Annotated in this window: 13 protein-coding genes; 11 read left to right on the top strand and 2 right to left on the bottom strand. The window is 49.2% G+C overall.

The features are described 5' to 3' along the window. Window positions 1-189: 189 nt before the first annotated feature. Window positions 190-789: a bactofilin family protein gene (locus GWC95_RS05485; RefSeq protein ID WP_161817691.1), complete on the bottom strand. Its 600-nt coding sequence runs from the start codon at window positions 787-789 to the stop codon at window positions 190-192. Between the two features lie 177 nt (window positions 790-966). On the opposite strand from GWC95_RS05485, the gene GWC95_RS05480 reads away from it, so the two are divergent. The 10 genes from GWC95_RS05480 (at window position 967) to GWC95_RS05435 (ending at window position 17248) form a co-directional block, all read left to right on the top strand. Beyond that, window positions 967-1434: a bactofilin family protein gene (locus tag GWC95_RS05480; protein WP_161817690.1), complete on the top strand. Its 468-nt coding sequence runs from the start codon at window positions 967-969 to the stop codon at window positions 1432-1434. A gap of 68 nt (window positions 1435-1502) precedes the next feature. Then, window positions 1503-4418, top strand: a complete 2916-nt coding sequence (locus GWC95_RS05475; RefSeq protein ID WP_161817689.1) for an FAD-binding and (Fe-S)-binding domain-containing protein — start codon at window positions 1503-1505, stop codon at window positions 4416-4418. 130 nt (window positions 4419-4548) lie between these two features. After that, the gene (locus GWC95_RS05470; protein ID WP_161817688.1) at window positions 4549-5121 is read left to right on the top strand and encodes a TetR/AcrR family transcriptional regulator; all 573 of its coding nucleotides are present in this window, start codon (window positions 4549-4551) and stop codon (window positions 5119-5121) included. A 25-nt stretch (window positions 5122-5146) separates the two neighbouring features. Further along, window positions 5147-6469, top strand: coding sequence for a TolC family protein (locus GWC95_RS05465; RefSeq protein WP_161817687.1), 1323 nt, complete (start codon window positions 5147-5149; stop codon window positions 6467-6469). A gap of 21 nt (window positions 6470-6490) precedes the next feature. Continuing rightward, window positions 6491-7603, top strand: a complete 1113-nt coding sequence (locus GWC95_RS05460) for an efflux RND transporter periplasmic adaptor subunit (protein WP_161817686.1) — start codon at window positions 6491-6493, stop codon at window positions 7601-7603. A gap of 80 nt (window positions 7604-7683) precedes the next feature. After that, the gene (locus GWC95_RS05455; RefSeq protein ID WP_161817685.1) at window positions 7684-10851 is read left to right on the top strand and encodes an efflux RND transporter permease subunit; all 3168 of its coding nucleotides are present in this window, start codon (window positions 7684-7686) and stop codon (window positions 10849-10851) included. A 137-nt stretch (window positions 10852-10988) separates the two neighbouring features. Beyond that, window positions 10989-13802: an FAD-binding and (Fe-S)-binding domain-containing protein gene (locus tag GWC95_RS05450; RefSeq protein ID WP_161817684.1), complete on the top strand. Its 2814-nt coding sequence runs from the start codon at window positions 10989-10991 to the stop codon at window positions 13800-13802. A 160-nt stretch (window positions 13803-13962) separates the two neighbouring features. Then, window positions 13963-14466 carry a cupin domain-containing protein gene (locus tag GWC95_RS05445; protein ID WP_161817683.1) on the top strand — a complete coding sequence of 168 codons (504 nt, stop codon included), beginning with the start codon at window positions 13963-13965 and terminating at the stop codon, window positions 14464-14466. A gap of 54 nt (window positions 14467-14520) precedes the next feature. Further along, a complete protein-coding gene (gene panD / locus GWC95_RS05440) occupies window positions 14521-14865 on the top strand; it encodes an aspartate 1-decarboxylase (RefSeq protein ID WP_161817682.1) in 345 nt (114 codons plus the stop codon). Window positions 14866-14989: 124 nt separating this feature from the next. Beyond that, window positions 14990-17248, top strand: a complete 2259-nt coding sequence (locus GWC95_RS05435; protein WP_161817681.1) for an ATP-binding protein — start codon at window positions 14990-14992, stop codon at window positions 17246-17248. A 50-nt stretch (window positions 17249-17298) separates the two neighbouring features. On the opposite strand, the gene GWC95_RS05430 is transcribed toward GWC95_RS05435, so the two are convergent. Then, window positions 17299-18102, bottom strand: coding sequence for a LytR/AlgR family response regulator transcription factor (locus GWC95_RS05430; RefSeq protein ID WP_161817680.1), 804 nt, complete (start codon window positions 18100-18102; stop codon window positions 17299-17301). A 249-nt stretch (window positions 18103-18351) separates the two neighbouring features. Between GWC95_RS05430 and GWC95_RS05425 the strand changes: the two genes are divergently transcribed. Next, the coding region (locus GWC95_RS05425; RefSeq protein WP_161817679.1) for a choice-of-anchor D domain-containing protein at window positions 18352-26596 on the top strand (8245 nt) is incomplete at its 3' end.

The raw sequence follows: 26596 nt of genomic DNA, 5'->3' as shown, positions 1-26596 counted from the left end.
GGCCCGCAGCCCGGAAGCCGCGAATGTAAAACCGGGCGTTCTTTCAGCAGGCGGTGCTGTGACAAATGGTACGTTGCGATGACGAAAGGGTTGCCCCTCCGGGGAAATTCCCGTTTTGTACGAACGGCTTGGAAAATAAAAAGGTTCCCTTTTTGGGGGAACCTTTTCTTATCGTCAATTGATCGTTGATCAGTTTGCATCGTCGGAAGAGGAATCTTCTGTTCCCCTGGTTGCCGCATCGTTTTGCGGTGCCACGTAGATGGTCTGGTGGTAAAACTTGGTAGATGGTTTTACCTCGTTGAGTTTTTCAGAGAAGATGGCCAGGTAGTTGTTGTCTTTGTTGTTCTTGCCGAACACATCTTTCAGTTGTGAGAAAAGATCCTGCGAAGTGGCTTCGAATACGGATGTTTCAAGACTCAGCAATTTGATGTTCGCTTCAACGAACTGGTTCATTTCCGTGTTGATGATGGTACAATGCACATTTCCTTTTACGATCGAATCTTTGCAGAGGTTTACACGCAGCGCATACACCGATCCCTCAAATTCACCCTCGATCTTGATGTCGTTGCAAATGATCACACCCGTAATGCTCCCGGTAGGAGTGATGTGGATCGTTTTTTTGCTGTACAGCACGCCGGTGAAATTACCATCGAGCACAATATCATTCTCAGAATCCAGCACACCCGAAATATTCGTGGAGCTGGTAATAAACAGTTGTTTATCGTCCGAAGATGACGTAGCGAAACTTGAATTCGGATCGTGCAACAGTTGTTCCCTGAACTTATTCATCGGTTAAAGTTTTTTGTTTTTTGCGGTTGTATGATACAAAAGTTAATACTTTCCGGCAATATACAACGGTATCCTATTATTTTTTCATGAAATCCCCAAACATTTGCGCCATTGTCGCAAAAAACCATCAAAATGGCTATCTTGGAACCTGCAAATCCTTACTACTGAACCAGTCCTATGCTTTTTAAGAAAACAGAAAAACCAGAATCAGGCATCCTCCCCGCTGTGCAGGTAGTTTCGGGCGGTGTGTACTTTGGCATCATCAAAACATCTTCCCCCATTCGCATCGAGGGCGATTTCAAAGGCATTATTTTTTGTACCAATAAAGTGATCATCGACAGGAAAGCAACGGTGAACGGCGATATCCTTTGCCATGATATCGTGATCGGCGGGCTGATAGACGGAAACGTGATCTGCAAGAACAAATGCTACCTCGAAGACGAGGCCATCGTAAACGGCATCGTTCGAACCGCCCGGTTCGAGAATGGAGAGAACAGTTCGGTTACAGGGCCGGTTTACGTGAACAAAGACAACAGCAACATCAACGTAGACGAGTATTATGAACTTTTCAATAAGAAGGAAACACTTGAGAAGATCAAGTCCGAATATTTCTCTTTGCCGCAGAAAATGATACTTATTCCGTAACTTTTGGAAAGTTTAAAACTTTCCAAAAGTTACAAAAGCTTGTTACTTTTGAGGCAGACAAGCAATCGATGACACATAAGCTGCAACAATTATCCACGCAACTGGAAGGGGATCTTTATTTTGACACGGTGATGCGTACCCTTTACGCCACCGACGCATCCGCCTATCGCGAAATGCCGCTTGCGGTTGCCATTCCCAAGACAAAAGAAGACATTAAGAAACTGGTCGCCTTCGCGAGAGAAAACCAGGCCTCGCTGATCCCCAGAACCGCCGGCACCTCGCTCGCGGGGCAGGTGGTAGGCAGCGGGATCGTGGTTGATGTATCAAAACATTTCACCGGCATCATCGAATTAAACAAGGAAGAGCATTGGGTGCGTGTACAACCCGGTGTTGTGCGCGACGAACTGAATCTTTTCCTCAAACCACACGGCCTTTTCTTCGGGCCCGAAACCTCAACGGCCAACCGCGCGATGATCGGTGGCATGGTGGGCAACAATTCATGCGGTTCCAATTCCGTGGTGTACAGGAGCACGCGTGAACACCTGCTCGAAGTAAATGCCATCCTGAGCGATGGCACAGAAGCCGTTTTCAAAGAGATCTCTACCGAAGCTTTCCATGCAAAGTGCGAGACCGATTCACTGGAAGGAAAGATCTACCGCAACACGAGAACGCTTTTAAGCAATTATGATAACCAGGTAGAGATCAGGAAAGAATTTCCAAAGAAAACCGTAGAGAGAAGGAACACGGGTTACGCAATAGACCTGCTGGTAGACACACAGCCTTTTCACGCGGAAGGCGATGCATTCAACTTCTGTTCGCTGATCGCAGGCTCGGAAGGAACGCTGGCATTCTTAACGGAGATCAAACTCAATGTTGTTCCGTTGCCGCCCAAAGAAACAGGATTGCTCTGCGTGCATTTCAATTCGATCGATGAGTCGCTGCGCGCAAACCTCATCGGGCTAAAATACAAGCCCAGCGCGAGCGAACTGATCGATCATTATATACTTGAATGCACCAAAGAAAACATAGAACAAAACAAGAATCGCTTTTTTGTACTCGGTGATCCCGGGGCGATATTGGTGATCGAATTCGCAAGATCATCACGCGAGGAAATACTCCGGATCACCACGCAGGTGGAAGCGGAGATGCGCGCCGCAGGACTGGGCTATCATTTCCCGGTTTTATTCGGCGAAGACACCAAGAGAATATGGACGCTCCGCAAAGCGGGCCTCGGTTTGCTTGGCAACCTGCCGGGCGATGAAAAAGCGGTGCCGGTGATCGAAGACACGGCTGTGGATGTGAACGATCTGCCTGCATACATCCGTGAGTTCAATGAGATCCTGGAAAAACACGGGCTGCATTCCGTTCACTATGCGCACGCAGGTTCGGGCGAATTGCACCTGCGGCCCATCATCAACCTGAAAACAAAAGAGGGCAACCGGTTGTTCAGAACGATCGCCGAAGAAGTGGCCACGCTGGTAAAAAAGTACCAGGGCTCGCTGAGTGGTGAGCACGGCGACGGACGTTTGCGCGGCGAATTCATACGGCAGATGGTGGGAGAGAAGAATTATAAGTTGTTGCAGGAGATCAAACGCAGCTGGGATCCTGATAATATTTTCAACCCGAACAAGATCGTTGACACGCCGCCGATGAATACGATGCTGCGTTACGAGCCCGGGCAATTCACACCGGAATTCAAAACGGTATTCCGTTTCCACCAGCAGGATATACTGCAGCACGCAGAACAATGCAACGGCTCGGGCGATTGCAGGAAAACACATTTATCGGGCGGAACGATGTGCCCTTCGTTCATGGCATCCAAAAATGAAAAAGACACCACCCGCGCACGGGCCAATATTCTTAGAGAGTTTTTAACGCATTCAGACAAGATCAACCGTTTTGACCACAAAGAGATCTACGAGGTGATGGATCTTTGTCTGAGCTGCAAAGCCTGTAAATCGGAATGCCCGTCGAATGTAGATATGGCCAAACTGAAAGCAGAGTTCCTCCAGCAGTATTACGATGCGAACGGTGTTCCATTCCGCTCAAAACTCATTGCCAATTTTACGGCATCCGCCAGGATCGGATCCTTATTGCCTTCGGTGTATAATTTCTTTGTGAGAAACGGTTTTACCGGAAACCTTATCAAACGTTTTTCCGGCTTCGCCTTGAAGCGTTCGATGCCTGCGCTTTCGAAGCAGACATTGCGCAGCTGGTACAAAAAACACCGGCAGGAGATCGCAAAAAAAGGAAACAGGCGGGTCTATCTTTTCTGCGACGAATTCACCAATTACAACGATGCGCACATCGGCATCGCCGCGATATTATTGCTGGAAAAATTAGGATACGAAGTTGTGATCCCCGAGCACGGCGAAAGCGGACGCACGTGGTTGTCCAAGGGACTGATCCGCGAAGCGCAGAAGATCATCAACAGGAACATCAGCGCACTGGCGCCACTGGTTACGGCAGACACACCGATGATCGGCATCGAGCCCTCGGCCATTCTCACGTTCCGCGATGAGTACCCGGACCTTGCATCGGATGAGAATCTTATTGCAGCAAGGGAACTGTCGAAACATGTTTTTCTCATCGATGAATTCATTGCTGCGGAAATAGAAAAAGGAAACATTACGCAGGACAAGTTCACGACAGAAAAGCGGCTTGTAAAACTGCACGGGCATTGCCAGCAGAAAGCCGTTTCATCAACAGCGCCATCGGTACGGATGTTGTCGCTGCCCATCAATTATACGGTTGAAACCATTCCATCCGGTTGTTGTGGCATGGCAGGCTCCTTTGGTTTTGAGAAAGAACACTACGATCTCTCCATGCAGATTGCCGAACTTGTTTTGCTGCCCACGGTAAGAAAACAGGATGCGTCTACGCTGATCGCTGCACCGGGAACAAGCTGCAGGCACCAGATCCACGACGGATGCGGGAGGAAGGCGCTCCATTCTGTTGAGATCCTTTATAACGCACTTGCCTGAACAACGTGTCGCGGAAACAAGTGAAGCGGCAATGATTTGCTAACAACCGTTTGTTATTTCGACCGATCGTTTTTTAATCTTTTTTTAAATTTTATCCATAAATGAATATATATTCATTTATGTTTGCAGCGTGAAACTACGCGATGATAAGAAAGCGGGACAGATCTTCAGGTCCGTGCTTACGCTTGTGAAAGAAAAAGGGCTCGCCGGGATCACCATGGGCGAGATTGCGAAAGAAGCGGGGATGGCCACCGGAACGCTTTACATCTATTTCAAGAACAAAGAAGAACTCATCAACAATTTATTCTTCGAGTGCCGCAAGGAAGCGCTGGAGAATTATTTTGTTAACTACGACGAGTCGCTGCCCTTCAAAAAAGGTTTTTCGATCGTGTGGCACAACATTCTCCAGTTCCGTATAGAAAACTTTGAAGAGGTGGTGCTGATGGACCAGTGTTACCATTCTCCTTTTGTCAACGACTGCACCGTAAAACTTACCAAAGAGATGAAGAAGCCGTTGTATAAACTGATCGAACGCGGCAAGAAAGAAAATTTCTTTAAGGATGTGGATGATATGACGCTGCTTACGTTTATGATCGGCTCGATACATGAGGGAGTGAAGAATGCGCATTACAACCGCAAGCCATTGAACAAGGCTGCCATCGATGCCATGTTTAAAATGTGCTGGGATGGTATGAAAAGATAATTGCTAATTGAATCATTTATAAAGTATGAGAAGAACAGGACGTTTTATTTTTACCTGCCTTTCGGCTCTCTGCATGGTATCTGCGCACGCGCAGAACCGCACGGATACCGTGTTTGCGGATGCAACGCTGCCGGCGGTTGTGCAATACGCCATCACGCACCAGCCAGCCATTCAGCAGGCGCTGCTTGATGAGGCGATCACGGAAAAACAGATCCAGGCCAGGCTGGCCGACTGGTATCCGCAGGTTAACCTTGCCTATAATCTCCAGCACAATTTTGAATTGCCGGTCTCGTATTTCAACGGCGCCTATGTTCGCAATGGTACCCTTAATTCTTCGTTGCTGGGTTTGAACGTAACACAGAATATTTTTAACAGGGACGTGTTGCTCGCAAGCCGCACGGCAAACGACATCCGTTTGCAGACCCGGCAAAATACCAGCTTCAACAAGATAGATGTTGCGGTAAACGTGAGTAAGGCATTTTACGATGTATTGCTTACACAGCAGCAGGTTGCCGTACTTGTACAGGCCATCACCCGGCTGGAGAGAAGTTTGAAGGATGCGATGAGCCAGTACCAGAGCGGCGTGGCAGACAAGACCGATTACAAACGCGCAACCATAGCGCTGAACAATGCAAGGTCGCAACGCAAACAGGCAGACGACCTGATCGTTGCAAAACTTTCTTACCTGAAACAGTTGATGGGGCTGTCGGACAGCGCATCGCTGAAACTCAGGTACGATACCGCATACATGGAAAGCGATGCGGTGCTTGATACCACTGCAGGCATCCGTTACGAGGACCGGATTGAATACAGGATCCTTCAAACCCAGCAACGGCTGCAGGAGGCGAATGTAAAATATTATAAGTCCAGTTACGTGCCCACGATCTCGGCGTTCGGGAACTACAACATGTCGTTTTTAAGCAATGATTTTGCAAAAACGTATAACAACGGATTTGGCGTATCGAACATCGGGATCACGCTGGGTATGCCGATCTTCCAGGGAAACAAACGTGTGCACCAGATCCGCCAGGCCGAGTTGCAGTACAAGCGCGTGGATTGGGACATCGCTTTGCTGAAGAGTCGTGTGAGTACCCAATATGCGCAGGCGTTGGCGGTGTACAAGGGTAACCTTTACAATTACCACGCGCTGAAAGAAAATGTGTCGCTCGCCGACGATGTGTACAGAACGCTCGACCTGCAGTATAAGTCAGGCATCAAGACCTATCTCGATGTGATCATTGCCGAGTCTGATCTGCGTACCACCCAATTAAATTATTACAATGCCCTCTTCCAGCTGCTGCAGAGCAAACTGGATGTGCAGAGGGCACTGGGAACCATTCAATATTAAATCATGCCAATACAACACAATATGGGAAAAGCAATTTTTAAAACGGGTTTGTTTGTAAGCGGGGTTGTTTTGTTTGCAGCCTGCGGCCCTAAAAAAGCACCCGAGCAGCCAAAGGCGCCGCCGGCAACGGTTGCGGTGTACGAAGTAAAAAGCGAGCGCGCTGTGTATTACGATAATTTTCCGGCCACCATCACGCCTTTGAACCAGGTAGACCTCAAGGCCCAGGTAACGGGTTACATCACCGGCGTGTATTTTACCGATGGGCAGCATGTGCGCAAGGGACAAAAATTATACGATATCGACCGCCAGCAATACCAGGCAAATTATGAACAGGCGGTAGCGAACCTCAATGTTGCAAAATCAGCACAGGCCAAGGCCCAGCAGGATGCAGACAGGTACAACGACCTGTTGAAGCAGGATGCGATAGCCAGGCAAAAAGTAGACTATGCGTTGGCAGACCTGCAGAGCGCGAAGATGCAGGTGGCGGCGGCCCAGGCGAATGTGTCAAGGGTTTCAAACGACCTGCGGTTTTCTTCGATCTATGCACCGTTTGATGGAACGATCGGCATTTCGCAGGCGAAGATCGGTACGCTGGTAACCGCAAATGCGAATGTATTGAACACGGTATCGTCTGATAACCCGATGGCAGTTGATATTTCCGTTGACCAGAAAGAGGTCCCCAGGTTTATCCAGCTGCAGCAGCACCCGGGCCTGGGCACCGATTCAACTTTTACTTTGCAGTTGCCGGATAACTCGGTGTATTCAAAAACGGGGCGTATCACCCTGATCGACCGCGCCGTTGATCCGCAGACGGGAACGATCAAAACAAGACTGGTGTTTGAGAACGACGGAAGATTGAAACCCGGCATGAGCATCAACGTAAGAGCGAAGAACAACAACGAAGGACAATTCATTCTCGCGCCATACAAGGCTGTGGTGGAACAGATGGGAGAGTATTTCGTGTTCGTGGTGAGGGACAGCAGCAAGGTATCGCAGACAAAAGTTACGCTTGGAACAAGGATCAATGACAAGATCATCATCAAAGATGGATTGAAAGAAGGGGACAAGGTAGTATCGGAAGGCGTGCAGAAGCTCAAAGAAGGCACCGTGGTAAATACAGGGGCAAAGCAATAAAGCACAGCGCTGTTATCAAACAACAAGAAAAATAAAAGCGCGCGGCCGTTCATTAGGGCTGATCGCTAAAAAAATAAACAATGATCGCAAATACATTTATCAAACGCCCCGTAACCGCCATTGTGATCTCATTGGTGATCGTTTTGCTGGGTGTGTTATCAATAATGAATCTGCCCATCAGCCAGTATCCCGAGATCACGCCGCCTACGGTGCAGATCACGGGAAACTTTACGGGTGCCGATGCACAAACGGTGGAGCAAACCCTAACCACACCTGTGGAAACGCAGGTGAACGGAACACCCGGCATGGCATACCTGCAGAGCAACAGCACAAGCGACGGCCGTACCACCATCACCGCAACGCTGAAAGTGGGAACCAATGCCGACATCGCCGCGCTGGATATTCAAAACCGCGTGGGTATTGCAACACCACAGTTGCCGGATGATGTAAAACGCCTCGGGCTGGTAACGCGCAAACGCAACCCGAGCATCCTTATGCTTGTTGCGATGTACTCGCCCAACGGAACGCATGGTATTCCGTTTGTAGACAACTACGCCAATATTTTTGTTAGGGATGCGTTGCTCCGTGTGCCGGGTGTGGGCGACATCTTTACGCGTGCCGATGATTTCAGTATGCGTATCTGGTTGCAGGTTGATAAGATGGCGCAGCTGGGCATCACCACAACAGAAGTGGTGAACGCGATGCAGGAACAGAATCTCCAGATCGCTGCGGGTTCTGTAGGCGCGCCGCCGCAGAAGAACGACCAGGCTTTTGAATACACGGTATTTACCAACAGCCGCCTGAGTACGGAACAGCAGTTTGGCGATATCATCGTGCGCACCAAACCCGGCGACGGTTCCGTGGTTCATTTGAAAGATGTGGCGCGCATCAAACTCGGCAAGTTCAGTTTTGCCAGCAACTCTTTTGTAGATGGCAAGCGCGGCTCGTACCTGCTCGTTTACCAGGCACCGGGCAGCAATGCGCTTGAAACCGCGGAAGGCGTTACAAAGGCGATGGAAGCATTGAAACGTTCTTTTCCCAAAGACATCGACTATGTAATTCCGTTTGAAACCATATCTGTTGTAAAAGTTTCGATAGATGAGGTGATCACAACCTTGCTTGAGGCGCTTGGGCTTGTTGTGCTTGTAGTGTTCCTCTTCCTCCAGAGCTGGCGCGCAACGCTGATCCCGATTCTCGCGATCCCTGTTTCGATCATCGGAACCTTTGCATTCTTCATACCGCTTGGTTTTACGATCAACACCCTGACGATGTTTGGTTTCGTGCTTGCGATCGGTATCGTGGTGGATGATGCGATTGTTGTGGTGGAAGCGGTGCAGCATTACATCGACCACGAAAAATTATCGCCTAAGGAAGCCACCTACAAAGCGATGAAAGACATTTCAGGTCCTGTTGTTGCGATCGCATTGATATTGGCCGCGGTGTTCGTGCCGGCTGGTTTTATTCCCGGTATCGTAGGGCGGTTGTACCAGCAGTTTGCCATCACCATTGCGATCTCTGTATTGATCTCGGCTTTTGTGGCGCTGTCGTTAACACCGGCCTTGTGCTCGCTATTTTTAAAACCGATGCACATCAATAAAAAAGCGCGCGGGTTGAACCAGTTCTTTTACCGGTTTAACAACTGGTTCGGAAGGCTCACCAACCGGTACACGGGTGGTGTGAAAAGATCCATCCGCGCAACGCCATTGGTGTTGGTTTTGCTGGTATGTATCATGGTGGGAACGGGGTTGCTGTTTAAAAACAAGCCGTCCGGTTTTATACCTACAGAAGATGAAGGAAGGATGTTTGTTACTTATGAGTTGCCCGAAGCTTCCTCAACATCAAGAAGCCTCGAAGTGCTGAATGCCGTTATGGATACCATGAAGGCACAACCCGGTATTGCACACTATGCGGCGCTCGGCGGGTTCAACATCATCACGCAGGCAACAAAATCGAACAGCGGTACCATTTTTACACAGTTGAAACATTGGGACGACAGGAAAGATAAAAAATTGCAGGTAGCGGCGATCGCTGCAACGGTTACGAAGAAGTTGTCCAACATAAAAGGAGCGACCATCCGTGTGATCACACCACCAGCCATCCCGGGCCTCGGGCAAACAGGTGGGTTCACATTTGAACTGCAGCAGCGGGAAAGCACAGACGACATCAAACAATTTGAAAGGGTTGTGCAGTCGTTTGTGGGCGAACTCAACAAACGCCCGGAGATCTCAGGTGCATTCTCATTCTTCACTGCGCGTACACCGGGTTATAAAGTGGATGTTGACAGGGAGAAATGCAAAAAACTCGGCGTAAACATCGCGGATGTGTACAATACTTTGCAAACGTTCCTCGGAAGCAAATACATCAACGATTTCACCATATACGGAAGGAATTTCCGGGTTGTGGCGCAGGCAGATACCAATTTCCGCGCAGACATCAGGAACCTTGAACAATACTACGTGCGCAACCAGGCGGGAACCATGTTGCCGTTGAGTACGGTGATTACAACATCAACCACGGAGAGCGCACCCTTGATCACGCATTACAACATGTTCCGCACAGCGGAGATCAATGGCAACCCGAAAGAAGGGTTCAGCAGCGGGCAGGCGCTGCAGGCGCTTCGCGAAGTGGCGGACCAGACCCTGCCTTCCGGTTATGGATACGAGTTCTCGGGATTGAGCAGGGAAGAGATCAACGCAGGATCGAGCACGGTTTATATTTTCTCTTTGTCGATCCTGTTCGTGTTCCTTTTCCTCGCGGCCCTGTATGAAAGCTGGTCGGTGCCGTTCTCGGTATTGTTCGCCGTGCCAACAGGGGCATTTGGTGCGATATTGACCCTGACCCTGATCCCTTCGTTAACAAACAATGTATACGCGCAGATCGGCCTCGTTACGCTGATCGGCCTCGCCGCCAAAAACGCGATCCTGATCGTGGAATTTGCAAAAGAGCGGGTAGATGCGGGTATGGAGATCATCCCGTCAACCCTCGAAGCGGTGAAGCTGCGCCTCAGGCCGATCATTATGACCTCTATGGCCTTCGTTCTCGGCGTATTGCCACTCGCTTTTGCTACGGGAGCAGGCGGTGTGGCGCGTTCAACCATTGGCTGGACGGTATTGGGCGGCATGCTCGGTGCAACGATACTCGCCATATTTATTGTGCCGGTTTTGTTCGTAACGATCACGAAACTGGCTTATGGAAAGAAAGAGTTGCAGAAGATCAGGCAGCAGACAGGGAAAAAGCTGGGCGAGTAAGCTCCTGGCTTACCAACCAGGTACAGCGCGGCGGTCATGACTTTTTTGGAAGTTCTGACCGCCGTTTTTTTTGAGTCTTTCCCGGGGATGTTTTCGGGAGAGCGGAATAGTTTAAATTTGTTTTTCAATCAGCACTGATGTTCGATATCGCTACGGAGTTGAAGAAGGTTTTCACAGAAGATAAATTGCGGCTCACGCTTACCGATCGTTATGCCATGGCAGGTGATGCAGGATTTTATTACCTGCTGCCCAGGGCCGTGGTGGTACCGGTTAACGAAGATGACATAAAAAAACTTTTCAGTTTCTCCCGGCAACATGCCATCCCGCTCACATTCAGAACAGGCGGAACAAGTTTGAGCGGGCAATCCATTACAGATGGAATTCTCGTTGACCTTGGGAAACATTGGCGCGGCATATTTCCACAGGAAAATGGCAAAACGATACGCGTGCAACCCGGGGCAATAGGGGCGCATGTGAACCACCAGCTGCGTTCTTATGCGATGAAGATCGGCCCCGACCCGGCCTCGATCAGTGCGGCGATGATGGGCGGGATCCTATCCAACAACAGCAGCGGGATGTGTTGCGGTGTTGCGCACAACTCTTACCATACGTTGCGGTCGGTTCGTTTTATGTTGCCGGATGGCAACGTTTACGATACGGCGGTTCCGGAAGATTACGATCGTTTTGCGAAGGACAATGCCTTGTTGTATGATGGCATCGCGAAACTGCAACAGCGGATTTCAGCGAACCGTACCCTTGTTGAAAAAATCCGCAACAAATACCGCATTAAAAATACCGTGGGGTACAGCATCAATGCATTCATCGATTACGAACATCCGCTGGATGTATTTGCGCACCTGCTGATTGGTGGTGAAGGAACGCTGGCCTTTATTTCTGAAGCGGTACTGAATACCATTCCCGACAAACCCTATAAAACTACCGGCCTGCTGTTTTTTGAGAACCCGGTTGTCGCTGCAGATGCCATCCCTTACCTGAAATCGACGGATGCGGATGCGCTCGAGTTGATGGACAGGCCCGCGCTTCATTCTGTTGAGGACGCAGATTATACACCAGCCATGATCAAGGGGCTTCCACCGGGTACCACCGCTATTTTGTGCGAATACCAGGGAACAAGCGCCGAAGAGGTACAGGCAAAAATCGATAACGCGTTTGCAGTGATCAATGCGCTTCCTTTGTTGAGCAGGCTCGAGTTTTCTACAAACGCATATGAACAGGCAAAACTGTGGAAAATGCGCAAAGGCATGTATCCTTCGGTGGCCGCCGTTCGCGCCAAAGGAACCACGGCGATGCTTGAAGATGTGGCGGTGCCGCTTGAGAACCTTGGCAAAGCCGTTACCGATCTTCAATTGCTGTTTACAAAATACGGTTATACAAACGCGATCATTTTTGGCCACGCGAAAGAAGGCAACCTTCATTTTCTTGTTACACAACCCGTAAACAAACAGGAAGAGATCGATGTGTTCGCTGCCTTCAACGACGAGCTGGCGGAGATCATCATCCACAAATACGATGGTTCACTGAAAGCGGAGCACGGCACGGGCCGGCAGATCGCGCCCTATGTAAAGGACGAATGGGGCGAGGATGCCTACAACGTAATGCGTGAACTGAAAAAACTCGTCGATCCCGGTAACTTATTGAACCCGGGCGTGATCATCAACGAAGATGCAAAATGTCATCTCAAGAACATGAAGACCATGCCCGTGGTGGAAGAAGAAGTGGACCGTTGTGTTGAGTGTGGGTATTGTGAGAACCGCTGCCCGAGCAGGAACTATACGCTCACCCCACGCCAACGCATACAGATCCGCCGATCACTTCACCGGCTGGAAGCAGAGGGCAACAAAGTGGATCACGATATTCTGAAAAAAGAATACAAGTTTTCAGGAATGGATACCTGCGCGGTGGATGGGATGTGCGCCACCGATTGCCCTGTATCCATCAATACAGGCGACCTGATCAAACGTTTGCGCAGGGAAAACCATTCCGGTTTTGCAAACAAAACCGCATTGCAGGTTGCCAGGAATTTTTCCCTGGTAGAAAGAATGGTAAAGCTTGCATTGCGCACAGGCAATATGGTGAACCAGGTTGCAGGCAAACACGCGATGAAAAAGATAACGCGCGGAATCAAAACAGTGGTGCGTGATTTTCCATTGTGGACGGATTCGATCACAAAACCAGTCAGGATAAAAACGACGGCTGTTGCTGTTCCCGATGTTGTTTATTTCCCATCCTGTATCACGCGGATGATGGGTGCAGACAAAGAAGACGATATGCCGGTAAGCGATGTAGTGAAAATGTTGTGTGAGCGCGCGGGAGTATCGCTTTTCATCGCCGATCATACAACCGGTGTTTGTTGCGGGCAATTGTTTTCTTCGAAAGGATTTATTCCTGCGTATAAACACACGGTCAATGAAACGATCAACAAATTATGGTCGTGGTCGCAGGAAGGAAAAGTGCCGGTACTGATGGATGTTACCTCCTGCACCCATTCCTTACAAACCTCGGCGCAATACCTGACGGAAGAAAACAGGAAACGGTTTGAGAAGCTGGTATTCATAGACAGCATTGATTTTGCGGCCGATTATTTGTTGCCGCGCCTGCATATAAACCAACAAAAAAACAGGATCGTTTTTCATCCTGTGTGTACCACCTACAAGATGAACCTTGTTCAGAAATTACAAAAGATAGGAGACGCCTGCGCAGTAAAAGCCGACATCCCGTTTCTCAGTGGATGCTGCGGCATGGCGGGCGACAGGGGCTTTTATTATCCCGGGCTCACAGCAAGCGCAACCAAAGACGAGGCCAGCGAGGTAAACGGGCGGTACGAGGGATTTTATTCATCGGGCAAAACCTGCGAGATGGCGCTCAGTGAAGCGACAAAACAGAATTACCAATCGGTGTTTTATCTTTTGAAAGACACAACCGATAAATAGGAATTAGGAATTAGTAATTAGGAATTAGGAATTGGGGAAGGAATAGTTGAATGTTCGGTGTGGCTCTTGGTGAGATTAGATTGGCCATTATGATTTTTTGGGATGTAGTGAGAGTAGGATGGAGGAACTATGGGTCTCCTGAATTTTAAATTGATCGGGTATGCAATTATCAGTTGCTTCACTTGTAGAGAAATTTGGTTTGCTTCCGCACCCGGAGGGTGGATATTATGCGGAGACGTACCGGTCTGGCGAGGTCATTTCTGCAAACGCTTTGCCGGCGCGGTTTGGGGGCGACAGGCATTTTTCAACCGCGATATATTTTTTGCTGGAGAAAGGAAATTTCTCTGCGTTTCACCGGATAAAGAGTGACGAGTGCTGGCATTTTTATGCGGGGCAATCTTTGCACGTTCATGTAATTCATCCCGGGGGGAAATATGAATTGATCCAGCTGGGCAATAACCCTGCGGCAGGCGAACGTTTCCAGGCAGTTGTGCCCGCGGGCTGCTGGTTCGCCTCTGAAACGGCTGAAGAAGCCTTGTTCTCTTTTGTGGGCTGTACGGTGGCGCCGGGGTTTGATTTTGCTGATTTTGAGCTGGCAGGGGCCACAGATTTATCGGCAGAATTTCCGCAGTTCGAAAAACTCATCCGCAGATTATGCCGATAAACGTTTGAGTGTTGGTAAATTTGCGGCGGCTGTGGCCAAAACAGCCCATTTATTATGCAGATACAGATATTGAAATCAAAGGTACACCGCGCCACCATTACCGAGGCGAACCTCAATTATGTAGGCAGCCTCACCCTCGACCAGGACCTGATGGACGCCGCTCAAATGGTAGAATACGAAAAGATCCAGGTAGTGAACGTGAACAATGGCGAGCGCATTGAAACCTACCTCATCAAAGGCGAGCGCGGCTCCGGTGTTTGCTGCCTGAATGGCCCCGCCGCACGCAAAGGCGCCGTGGGCGATATCGTGATCATCATTTCTTACGGATTGGTTGATGTGAAAGAAGGAAAAGACTGGCAACCCATCGTGGTGTTCCCAAAAGAAGGGAACAAGCTGTAGGCCTGCGGCCCGTGGCTATCGCTGAAGCCAATACCCACGCGCGGAAAACAGTTGCCGGAAAATAAACGTTGTATCGTATTATTGCTGCGTATTACGAACCAATCAACTGTTTACGAAACCGGCTATGAAGTGGATTGTGCCCCTGTGCGTATTGTTTTCTGCCTTCTGTTTAACGGCAACTGGTCAGCAACGGCGGCTGGACAGTATTCTTGCACTTAATAATTCCTATCACAAAGAAGATTCCTTAAAGGCGGTGTATCTGCGCGAAGTGTTCCGCGCGTACAATTCTGTGCGCAACTATACCAAGTTGCAGGTGTACATCGATTCGGCGATACTGGTAGCATCACGGTTGCCCAACAAAGCGGCGTTGGCGTTTATTTATTACCGTGCGGGTGGTGCGTATCACAATACCGATCGTTTTAAGGCGATCGGGTATTACAACAAGAGCATCGAAGTATCAAACGCCAATAACCTCCCGCGAACAGAAGCAGGCGCTTACCTCAACCTCGGCGCCCTGTATATGGATATGCGCGAATTTCCCAAATCGCTGGAAGCGCACGAGAACGCGATCCGGTATTTCTCGCAGGTACGCGATCCCGATGGGGTGAACAGTTCTTACATGAACATGTCCATCATCTATGTTTACATGCAGGAATATGTAAAAGGAATGGAGTATGCAAAGAAAGCACTCCGCGCTTTCGAAACCAATCCCGATGGAGAACGTGGCGTTGCCGTGGCAACCGATGCGATGGTTGATATCTATTTCAGGGCAACGCCCGAACAGCTCATCGCCATGGGCGTACAACCCGCCAACCGCAACAAAGAGATCATCGCCACGCTCGATAAAGGTTTGAAGAACGTGTTGAAAACAGATGATAATTCCCTTACTTCCACTTTTTACCGCGAGTATGGAAGGTTGTACGAAAGCATGGGGGATTATAAACTTGCCCTTCAGAATTATACAAAAGCGGTTGATTATTTGGCAAATGAAACGGACGAAGAATCTTATCCTGATAACCTGTTACGGCTTGGCAATTTTTACGTGAACCGTTTAAATGATTACCCCAAAGGGATCAGCCTGCTTCATGTGGCATTGACGAACGCAAGGAACCTGAAGATGTCGGGAACAGAAGAAGACGCATTGAACGGGTTGAGCAACGCGCATGAAAAACAAAAAAGGTTCGACAGCTCGCTTTATTATTTCCGCCAGGCGATCGTGGTGAAAGACAGCATCTACAGCAAAGAGCGCGAGCAGGAGATCACACGCAGGCAATTGAAAATGGATTTTGATGTGAAGGAGCGCGACTACAAAAGCGCGCAGCAACTTTCAGAAGCGCGGTTGAAACAGCAGGAACAGCAGATACTCCTGCGCAACCAGCAACTGCAGATCAGCGATAAAGAAAAAACTTTGCAACGCCTGACCTTCCTGCAAAAACAGGCCGAGTTGGAGAACGAGAAAAAATTGCAGGACCAGGAACTGAAGCAGGAACAACAAAAAGCAGACTTCGAAACAAAAACCCGCGACCAGCAGATCAAGGTGCAGAACGCGCAGCTTACCCTGAACAAACGCGTATCGCTGTTCCTCGGTATACTCGCTATTATCGTGATCGCGGTGGCCATGTTTATTTTTAAGGCCAGGCGAAAAACGGTGGTATTGAACAAGATCGTTTCCGATCAGAAAGCGGAACTGGAAGAACTGGTAAGGGTGAAAGACAAAATCTTCAGCATTGTGAGCCATGACATGCGTACCCCTGTTAACAACATCATCGCCTTCAGTTCTTTGCTTGAAGATGGCGATATTGAGCAGGAACGCCTGGCATTGTATCTTGAACAGATCAAAGGAACGCTCGATCATACTTCCTCATTGATGGAAAACATGCTGAGCTGGGCCGCCAGCCAGATGCAGGGCTTCACACCGGTGATGGAAGAAGTGAACCTGGCTTCGGTTTCACAAAACATGGTTGCGGGCGTGGCACCCTCATTGTACAAGAAGAAGATCAATTGCACCAATCACATCCACGAAAATATTTTTGTGAAGGGCGACCAGAACATGGTTGAACTGATCGTGCGAAACCTGCTCAACAACGCCATCAAATTCTCAAAGCCAAACGGCGAAATAGAATTGTTTGTTGCAAGGCAGAACGGCAAAGTGATCTTTTCTGTAAAAGACAATGGCGTTGGCATGAGCCATGATAAAGTAGAGATGATCAACAGCGCCTCGTCCAATACCGTTCAAAGCACACAAGGCACGGCGAAGGAAAAAGGCACCGGTCTTGGCCTCATGCTCTGCAAACATTTTGCCGCCATCATGAACGGTAGTATCCGTGCGGAAAGTATAGAAGGGGAGGGGACGGTGTTCAGCCTGGAGATGCCGGCTGTTTAAACGCGGCCTGCATTTTACCAATGCGCGACTTTGAACAGGTTGCAGTTGCCTCAATCACTGAATCTCGTCAGCGATTTCTTATTGATCAGGTTATCCAGTAAAGATTGTTTGTAAGCGATGCTTACGGGAACAATGTCGTTGCTGGTGAGTTTGATATCCGACACACTGATGTTCTGTACGTGAAGTATGTTAACGATGTATTGCTTGTGCACGCGCATAAAGATCTTTTCCGGAAGTTGTTTCTCCAGGTTCTTAAGGCTGATGAGTACAAAATGCGTTTTCTGCTGCGTGGTAATGATCTTTGAAAAATCGCCCATGCTCTCTATATACAGCACATCGCCCATATTGAGTTTGATGTGCGTATTTTTTTCCTTGATGAAAAAATAATCCTGCGCATCGATGCTTTTGATGAGGTCGATGCCAGGCAACGCAGTCGGTTGAAGTGGCTGTGTTGTTTTTGCGCTCACCGTTGCTTCTGCGTGTATGTTCCTTTTTGTATTGATGTATTCGATCGCTTTATTGGTGGCTTTGATCAGTCGCTCGATCCTGGCCGGTTTTACAATGTAATCGATCACATCCAGTTCAAAACTTTCTGCAGCGTGTTCTGAATGGGAAGAGATGAAAATAAAAACAGGTGGGTTCTTTAAACTTTTGAGCAGTTGGATACCGGAGAGATCCGGCATGTCGATATCAGAAAAAACAATATCGATGTCTTCGCTTTTCAGTAGCGAAACTGCTTCCATGCCATCGGCCAATGCGGCCCTGACAACAAGGCTGTCGATCTTCTTCAGCTTCATTGCCAACGCATCGCGTTCCAGGATATTGTCTTCTACAATGATACACTTGTACTTCATCAATGGATTTTAAATCTAAGCCTTTGGGCACTAATATATTACAATCCGGGAAAAAACAAGGAAAACTTAGAGGTTCCGGTCACAAAACATCCATGTCTACTGGAAACCCTGCTTTATCTACTGGCCGGGCCTGCACCATCAAATAGGTTTTTCCGCTGAAAGGCCGCAGCGTACTTTAACGTTTCTTAACATCTGCGAATTGTATCCATCGCAGTTGATTAAGGGAAATTTAATCCAAACCAACTGTTTATGAGATCATTTTTACGTGTCCGCGTATCTGTGGCTGTTTGTGTCGTGTTGTCTCTTGTGTGTGCAGCCGCAGTCAAATCCCAACCCGTTTTCTCTACTGTTGCGCCAACTGCTGCCTCTGTGGGCACGGCTTATAGCTATACAATGGCCGCAACTGATGTATCTGGTGGCGCGGTTGGTTTTTCGGCGCCTGTCAAGCCTTCCTGGCTAACATTGGGCACGTCCCAGTTAACCGCTGCACAGTTCAGTTCTCTTAGTGCCATGCCATCCGGGGTGGCGATGGATGCCTCCAACAATCTCTACGTAGCCGCACAGGGTGGTACGGCGATCTACAAGATCACCCCGGCCGGAACGGTTACAACGTTCTTTAACCATATGAGCGGAGATGTATACTATATGCATGTGTACAACGGGGATCTCTATTGTTCTTATTACAACAACAACGTAACAGGCAAGAGCAGCATTTACAAGATCAACCTTGCCAGCCCTGTTTCAGAAACGCTTGTATATACTGCGTCTACCAACGGGCAGGGCGTTTTAATGGGACTGAGCTCTTACGGCGGTTTTCTTTATGTGGCCGCTTACGGCACCTCGAAGATCCTGAAAGTAAACCCTGCCAATGGAACCGCTACAAACGTTTTCAGTTTCACCTCTGTATCCGGACTTACCGTGAGCCCTTTCGGTATGATCTATGCCGTTGGCATTAATACCGGCAGCGTGCTTGTTTATAACATTGCAACCGAAGCGTTTTCTTCATCGAGCCTGGGCCTGAACGCACCTATGGATATCAAGGTCGATGGAAACAATAATATATATATAAGCGGTCCAGGATTTGTGCGTAAGTATGATTCGAATCTTTCATCCTTTACAAATATTTATAGTCCGGTAGGTAATGCATGGGGCCTGGCCATCACGCCTGGCAACATTGTTTATTTTGGTGACGACGGCATCTCAAAAGTATTCAAAGTTCAAAACATTGCGACTTTAGCCGGCACGCCTGCTGCAGGCAACCTGGGGAACAACAGCGTGACGCTGCGCGCAAGCAACGGCACCACAACAACCGACCAGTCTTATACGATCGTTGTAACGGCCCCGCCAACCATCTCGGCTATGTCGAATGTTAACAAAACGGTTGGCGACGCTGCATTCACCATTACCAACCCCACCAGCAATAGCAGTGGTGCATTCAGTTACGCGAGCAATAATACTTCTGTTGCATCTGTAAGCGGTAACACCGTTACGGTAAATGGAGCAGGAACAGCAACCATTACGGCCACACAGGCCGCTAATGGTTTTTATACTTCGGGTACGCAAACGTTTATCGTTACCGTGGCTGCGGTTTCGGGCCCTGTGGGAATCAACAACGGTATCCTGATGTGGCTCGACGCATCGAACATTGATGGCGACGGCGTTGCCGGAAATGATCCCGCAACGGGCACCAGCCTGGGAATATGGAAAGACAGGTCGGGGAAAGGCAACAATGCCACAACACTGGCCGGGCAGAACAACATCACTTATGTTACCAACCAGGTCAACGGAAAACCTGTAGCCAGGTTTGCCAGGGTAAGCGATGCATTGGGTTCGGTGTTGCAGGCCGCAAATGTTGACATCAGGGCAAGCGCAAACCCTGCGATCACGATGTTCACCGTGTACAAACAGGGAACACATGCATCAGACGGCGGACAAGGACAGGCATTGTGGGGCAATGACGACGGGGACTGGGATCGCTTTTTCTACAGCTCATGGGCATTTGGAAACAATGGCATCGTATCGCTCGGCCTTGTCAACCCAACTTATGTAGATGTGACCGGTGCGGGTAGTACAGGCGTGACGCAGCTGATGACAGCCGTGTACAACAACGGTGTTGCAAACGGATCGAATATCTATTTCAACGGGGGCATTGTAAATACATTTACAGATAATACCAATTCAAATTCGCAGCCATCGCTGCGCATAGGTAATGACGGAGACAATGGAAGCTTCAATGGAGACATTGCCGAATTCATTGTATACAACAGGAAATTAACCGACTGTGAGATACAACAGGTGAATGGCTACCTGGCAGGAAAATATGGAGTGACATTTACGAGCGCAACCATCACACCTGCAGGAGCAAGCGCCATTTGTGCCCAGGGAACGCTTACGATGACGGCGAGCTCAGGCTCGGCGTACCAGTGGTACAGGGACGGGGTGGCCATTCCTGCTGCAACCAGTAACACGTATGGTGCAACGGTTTCAGGAACCTATACGGTTGCGGTTGCAAGTGCAGGGGGATGCTCATCAACATCCGCAGGAAAAGTAGTGAACGTTAACCCACTGCCGGCACTGGCTGTAACAAGCAACAGCCCGGTAAACATCGGGGGAACGATTGCGTTTACGGCAACAGGTGCCGCATCTTATTCATGGACGGGCCCGAATTTGTTTACATCAACCAGTGCAAATCCATCACTCACGGCAGGCTCAACGGCCGTGGCAGGATTGTATACCGTAACAGGAACATCGGCCACAGGATGTACAGCAGTGGTTTCTGCCAGGGTAACGGTGAACAGTGCAGCAGGTGCGTTGGCGTTTGATGGCGCAGGCAGTTATGTAACGCTTGGCTCATCATCATTGCTTAAACCAACGGGTGCCTTAACAGCGGAAGCATGGGTGAGAAGAACAAACTGGGGCACACCGGCGTTGCAAACGATATTAGGCAATACCGATGGAAACGGTTATTCGATCATCATCAGCGAAAACGGCGGGTTCAGCAATGCGGGAACAAACATTACCGCGTTGGTGAGAAGGAACGGCGCTTACGCGATCGTTTCATGGGATGCTTCATCGCTTGCTTCGGGATGGCACCACATCGCACTTACCTATGATGGAAGGAATACAATACTCTACGTAGACGGTACACAAAAAAATCAAAACGATGCGGGTGGAAATTACCCGGTTACCTATAACGCAAACAATTCAACCTTTATCGGCGCCGAAGTAGGTAACGCCGATCTGCCCGCCGCAATCCCAAATTATTTCGACGGATCGATTGATGAGGCCCGTTTCTGGAACAAGGCATTGTGCGCACAACAGGTCGCAAACAATATTTCAGGAGAGATCGCTTCACCGCAAAGCGGGTTGGTAGCTTACTATAAGTTCAACCAGGGATTTGTAAATGCGAACAACGCATCCGTTGCAACATTAACAGACCTCAGTGGCAACAACCTCACAGGGTCGCTCATGAATTTCGCACTCGCAGGAGCAACATCCAACTGGGTTGCAGGCAATGTTTCGGGCAACGCAGCGCCTTTTGTTCCTGCATCGGGAACAGTGGGTGGAATTTCAACGGTTTGTACCGGGGCAACAACAGCATTGTCTACCACGCTGACAGCCGGTACCTGGAGCAGCAGCAATGGTGCTGTAGCATCTGTTAATACATCGGGTGTTGTAAGTAGTTTGTCTGCCGGAACATCGGTCATCACCTACACCACACTCTGCGGAAGCGTGGCCTCATTAACAGTAACCGTTAATACGACGCCAACTGCAGGCATCGCTAAAACAGATGTGATCTGTGGAAACGATGCAACCATTACGGTAACCGGTGGTGCGGGAGCAACGCCATACCAGTTCTCGAAAGATGGCGGTGCGAATTACCAATCATCAAATGTATTCAGCGCGCTCACCACCGGTACATACAATATTGTTGTGAAAGCGGCAAGTGGCTGCGCTTCGGCAAACACGCCGGTGGTGATCGGCAATGCGGCCAGGCCGGAGATCAACATTACGGGCAACGGCGTTGCAATCGTGAAAGGCGATGCCACGCCTGTTACGGGTGACAATACAAATTTCGGAGGCACAACCCCAGGTGTTGCAGTAAGCAAAACGTTCGTGGTACAGAATACTGGAACGGCTGCGTTAACGCTTTCATCCTATACAGTAACAGGAACGAATGCTTCTGATTTCACCGTTGGTGGATTGGAAACCGCGGTTTCAGTTCCGGCAGGAGGCAGTGTAAACCTTACCGTACTGTTTAACCCGGCGGCGGTGGGAACAAAGAATGCAGTGGTTGCGATCAACAACAGCGACTGCGATGAAGCATCGTACGATTTCGCAGTGACGGGATCGGTGACCTGTGTGGCTCCGTCTTTTGCAAATTCCAATTTATATATACAACACAATACTGCTTCCGGCACATGCGATACAACGGTAACTTATCCATTGTCGGTAAGCGGATCAACGCCGGTGGTAACCTACACCTTCACCGGCGCAACAACCGGCACCGGTAGCGGAACGGGAAGCGGTAAAGTATTTAATACAGGCGTTACGCACGTTGTTGTCAATGCAACCAATGCATGCGGCAGCACTTCCACTTCTTTTGATGTAACCGTAGTTGACAATGTTAAACCGGTTGCATTGGTGAAAAATGTTACCATTTACCTGGGAGCAAACGGCCTTGCAACGGTAACTGCGGCGCAGCTCGACAATGGCAGCTACGATAATTGCGGTGCCGTTACGCTTTCTGTGAACAATACAGGATATGTATGCGGAACAGCAGCAGAGAACGGAACCATCTTTATGCAGGCACCTGCGGGCGCAGTGTTCACGTCCATTGATTTTGCAAGCTATGGCACACCAACAGGAAGCTGCGGTAATTTTACACTGGGTAGTTGCCATGCAACTGGCAGCGCAGGTATTGTAGGCGGTATTCTTTTGGGAAACAATTCGGGAACCATCAATGCCACGAACGGCGTGTTTGGCGACCCATGCAACGGAACGGTTAAGAACCTTTCGATACAGGCAACCTACGAATCGGTGGGCGGTGCAACCAGCAATACATTCAACTGCAGCAAACTCGGTGCGAACAACCTTACGGTGATCGTTACAGATGCCGCAGGTAATGCGCAAACAGCAACAGCGATCGTTACGGTACTCGATACAACAAGACCGGTTGTGAACACGAAAGATGTAGCCTTGTGCCTCGATGCAAATGGAAACGCATCCATCACAACCGCAATGATAAACAACGGGTCTACAGACAACTGCGGCATCGCTTCCATCAGCCTCGACAAAACCACGTTCAACAGCAGCAATGTTGGTGCAAACATTGTTACCCTCTCTGTAACAGATGTAAATGGAAATGTGGGAACGAAAACAGCAACCGTAACCATCAATGCATTACCGGTAGCCTATACGGTAACAGGTGGCGGTGCTTATTGCGCCGGTGGAACAGGTGTTGTTGTTGGCCTTTCAAACTCACAGAGCGGTGTCAATTATCAACTGAGAAAAAACAACGCAAACCTGGGTGCAGCATTGGCTGGAACCGGTAGTGCATTGTCTTTCGGTGTGCAGTTGACAGCCGGCTCTTACAGCATTTCAGCAACCAACGCTTCTACCGGATGTGCTTCAAACATGAGCGGCACTGCAACGGTTGTTGTAAATCCATTGCCGGGCATCACGATCACACCAGCCGCAACAACGATCTGTGCAGGCGGTGCGGTAACGCTTACGGCGGCGCCGGCCACAACAAAAACATATACGATCGCATTGGCGAACCTTCTGAATACACCAAGCAACTGCGGCACAGGAGGAATGTACGGCAGCGGCGCCAACCAGGGCTTCACGTGGGTTGATGCAGGTTCCGGTACAGTTACCAATGTGAACATCAAGTTTACAACCGGTGTTAACTGTAATTCAGGACTCATACGCGCAACATCACTCAATGGTGTAGCCGGTACATCGTTTACCGCTCCATACAACTGTTCTTGCACGCCACCCGCATCAGGCAATCTTTTCAGCCTGAACTTCGGGGCAACAGGTTATGTAGTGGGTGGTACAAACACATTCTCGGTTACAACTAGCGGCAGCCAGTTCGGATTCATCAACAACAATACAGTTGACCTCGGTGGCTACTATGCCGTGGTCACAGTTACATACAGCGGCGTAGGCACAAGCTGGTCATGGGCCCCGGGCGGACAAACCACGGCGTCTATCAATGTGAATCCTGCTTCAACGACTACTTATACTGTAACCGGTACAGACGCAAACGGATGTAAGAATACAGCATCATCAACCATAACCGTTAATCCATTGCCAACACAATTCAATGTAACAGGTGGCGGTAATGCATGCAATGGCGCTGGTGTTCCGGTGGGACTGAATGGATCGGAAACAGGGGTAAGATACCAGCTGAGAAATGGATCGACGAATGTAGGATCACCGGTAAACGGAACAGGATCTTCTATCTCATTCGGCAACCAGGCAACAGCAGCAAATTACACCGTGCTCGCAACCAATACTTCTTCTGGCTGTACGAACATGATGGCCGGAAACGCAGTGGTTACCACGGGAACCACACCATCGTTCGCAAATACGAACAATTCGGTTCAGTCACAAACCACTTCATCTGGCTGTAATGCAACGGTTGCCTATCCATTAACCGTAAGCGGCGTTCCGGGTGTGAATGTTACTTATGCGTTTACAGGGGCAACAACAGGTAGCGGTAACGGAACCGGTAGTGGATCCGTATTTGAGAAAGGTATTACCAACGTATCGGTAACAGCAACCAACACCTGCGGAACGGTTACCTATAACTTTACAGTAACCGTAACCGATGCTACGGCACCTGTTCCAAACCAGGCAACGCTGGCAACACTTACGGGCGAATGTTCGGTGGTGGCAACGGCGCCGGTGGCAACAGACAACTGCGCGGGTGTTGTTACGGCAACAACAACAGATCCTTTGGTATACAATACGCAAGGCACCTATACGATCACATGGACATACAACGATGGCAACAACAATATCTCGACACAAACACAAACAGTGATCGTGAAAGATGTAACGCCTCCTGTGATTTCGCCTGCGACGAATGTTACTACGGTAAATACAGCGGGCCAATGCAGTGCGATCGTTACAATTCCTTCGCCTGCCGTAACAGACAACTGCGGAACAACTGAAAACATCATACTTACAAATAACATAACAGGTACCCCGGATGCATCGGGCGTTTACCAATTGGGTACAACGACGGTGATCTGGACGGCAACAGATATCGCAGGAAACACATCTACCTTTACACAAACCGTAACCGTTCAATCTGCAGAAGTTGATGTGAAAGGGAATAATGTTTCGATTGTGAAAGGGGATGGCACAGCTTCCGCAACAGACAACACGGATTTTGGCGGAACATTGCCATCCATACCGGTTGTAAGATCATTCACAATCGCGAACAATGGAACGGCGCCGCTTACGGTATCGTCGGTCAATGTTTCAGGATCGGACGCAGCAAACTTTACAGTGAGTGGTATTACACTTCCTGTAGTAATTCCTGCAGGCAGCGCCGCAAGCTTCGATGTAACTTTCAATGCAATAAGTATTGGCGTGAAAAACGCGACGCTTGTTGTAAACAATAGTGATTGCGATGAAGCATCTTATGATTTCGCCGTGCGAGGGGAGATCACCTGTTCAATGCCGGTATTCAATAATATCACAGCAAGCATAGCTGGGTTTACGCCGGCAAATGATTGTGCAACGGTGATCAATTACGGTCTCGGGGCAACAGGCGCACCAACGCCATCGCTTGCCTATGCGTTCAGCGGAGCCAAAACAGGCATCGGTGCGGGTAGTGGAAGCGGAACGGCTTTCAATAAGGGAACAACCCATGTAACGGTTACTGCAACCAATGCATGCGGAACGGTAAGCAATACATTTACCGTGATCATAACAGATAATATTGCCCCAACCATTACGGCAGCGGCAGATATTTTTGTGAACAACGATGCAGGATCCTGCGCAGCAACAGTAGCGCCGGGCGTTCCTGCAACGGCAGACAACTGTGGTGTGGCAACGGTGACAGGGGTGCGGAGTGATGGGCTTGCATTGGATGCAAAATATCCTGTGGGCACAACATCTATTACCTGGACAGTGACGGACAACAGCGGCCTTACAGCAACGGCTACGCAAACGGTAACGGTTGCAGACAATGAAAAACCAGTGATCGTGTCGCCGGAAACAATTGCTGTAAACAGCGACGCGGCTAAATGTGGTGCGCATGTAAATATTATCGCGCCGGCTTCAACAGACAACTGCGGTGTTCAATCCACAACAGGAGTGAGAAGTGATGGATTGTTATTGACAGACGATTACCCCGTAGGCACAACAACCATTACCTGGACAGTAACAGATATTCACGGTAACACACAAACAGCAATACAAACCATTGTTGTGAACGATACCGAAAAACCAGTGATCACCGCACCTGCAGCGA

Source organism: Sediminibacterium roseum (genome assembly GCF_009939005.1).
In the GTDB taxonomy this organism is placed as follows: domain Bacteria; phylum Bacteroidota; class Bacteroidia; order Chitinophagales; family Chitinophagaceae; genus Sediminibacterium; species Sediminibacterium roseum.
This window is presented reverse-complemented; position numbering and strand designations above follow the sequence as displayed.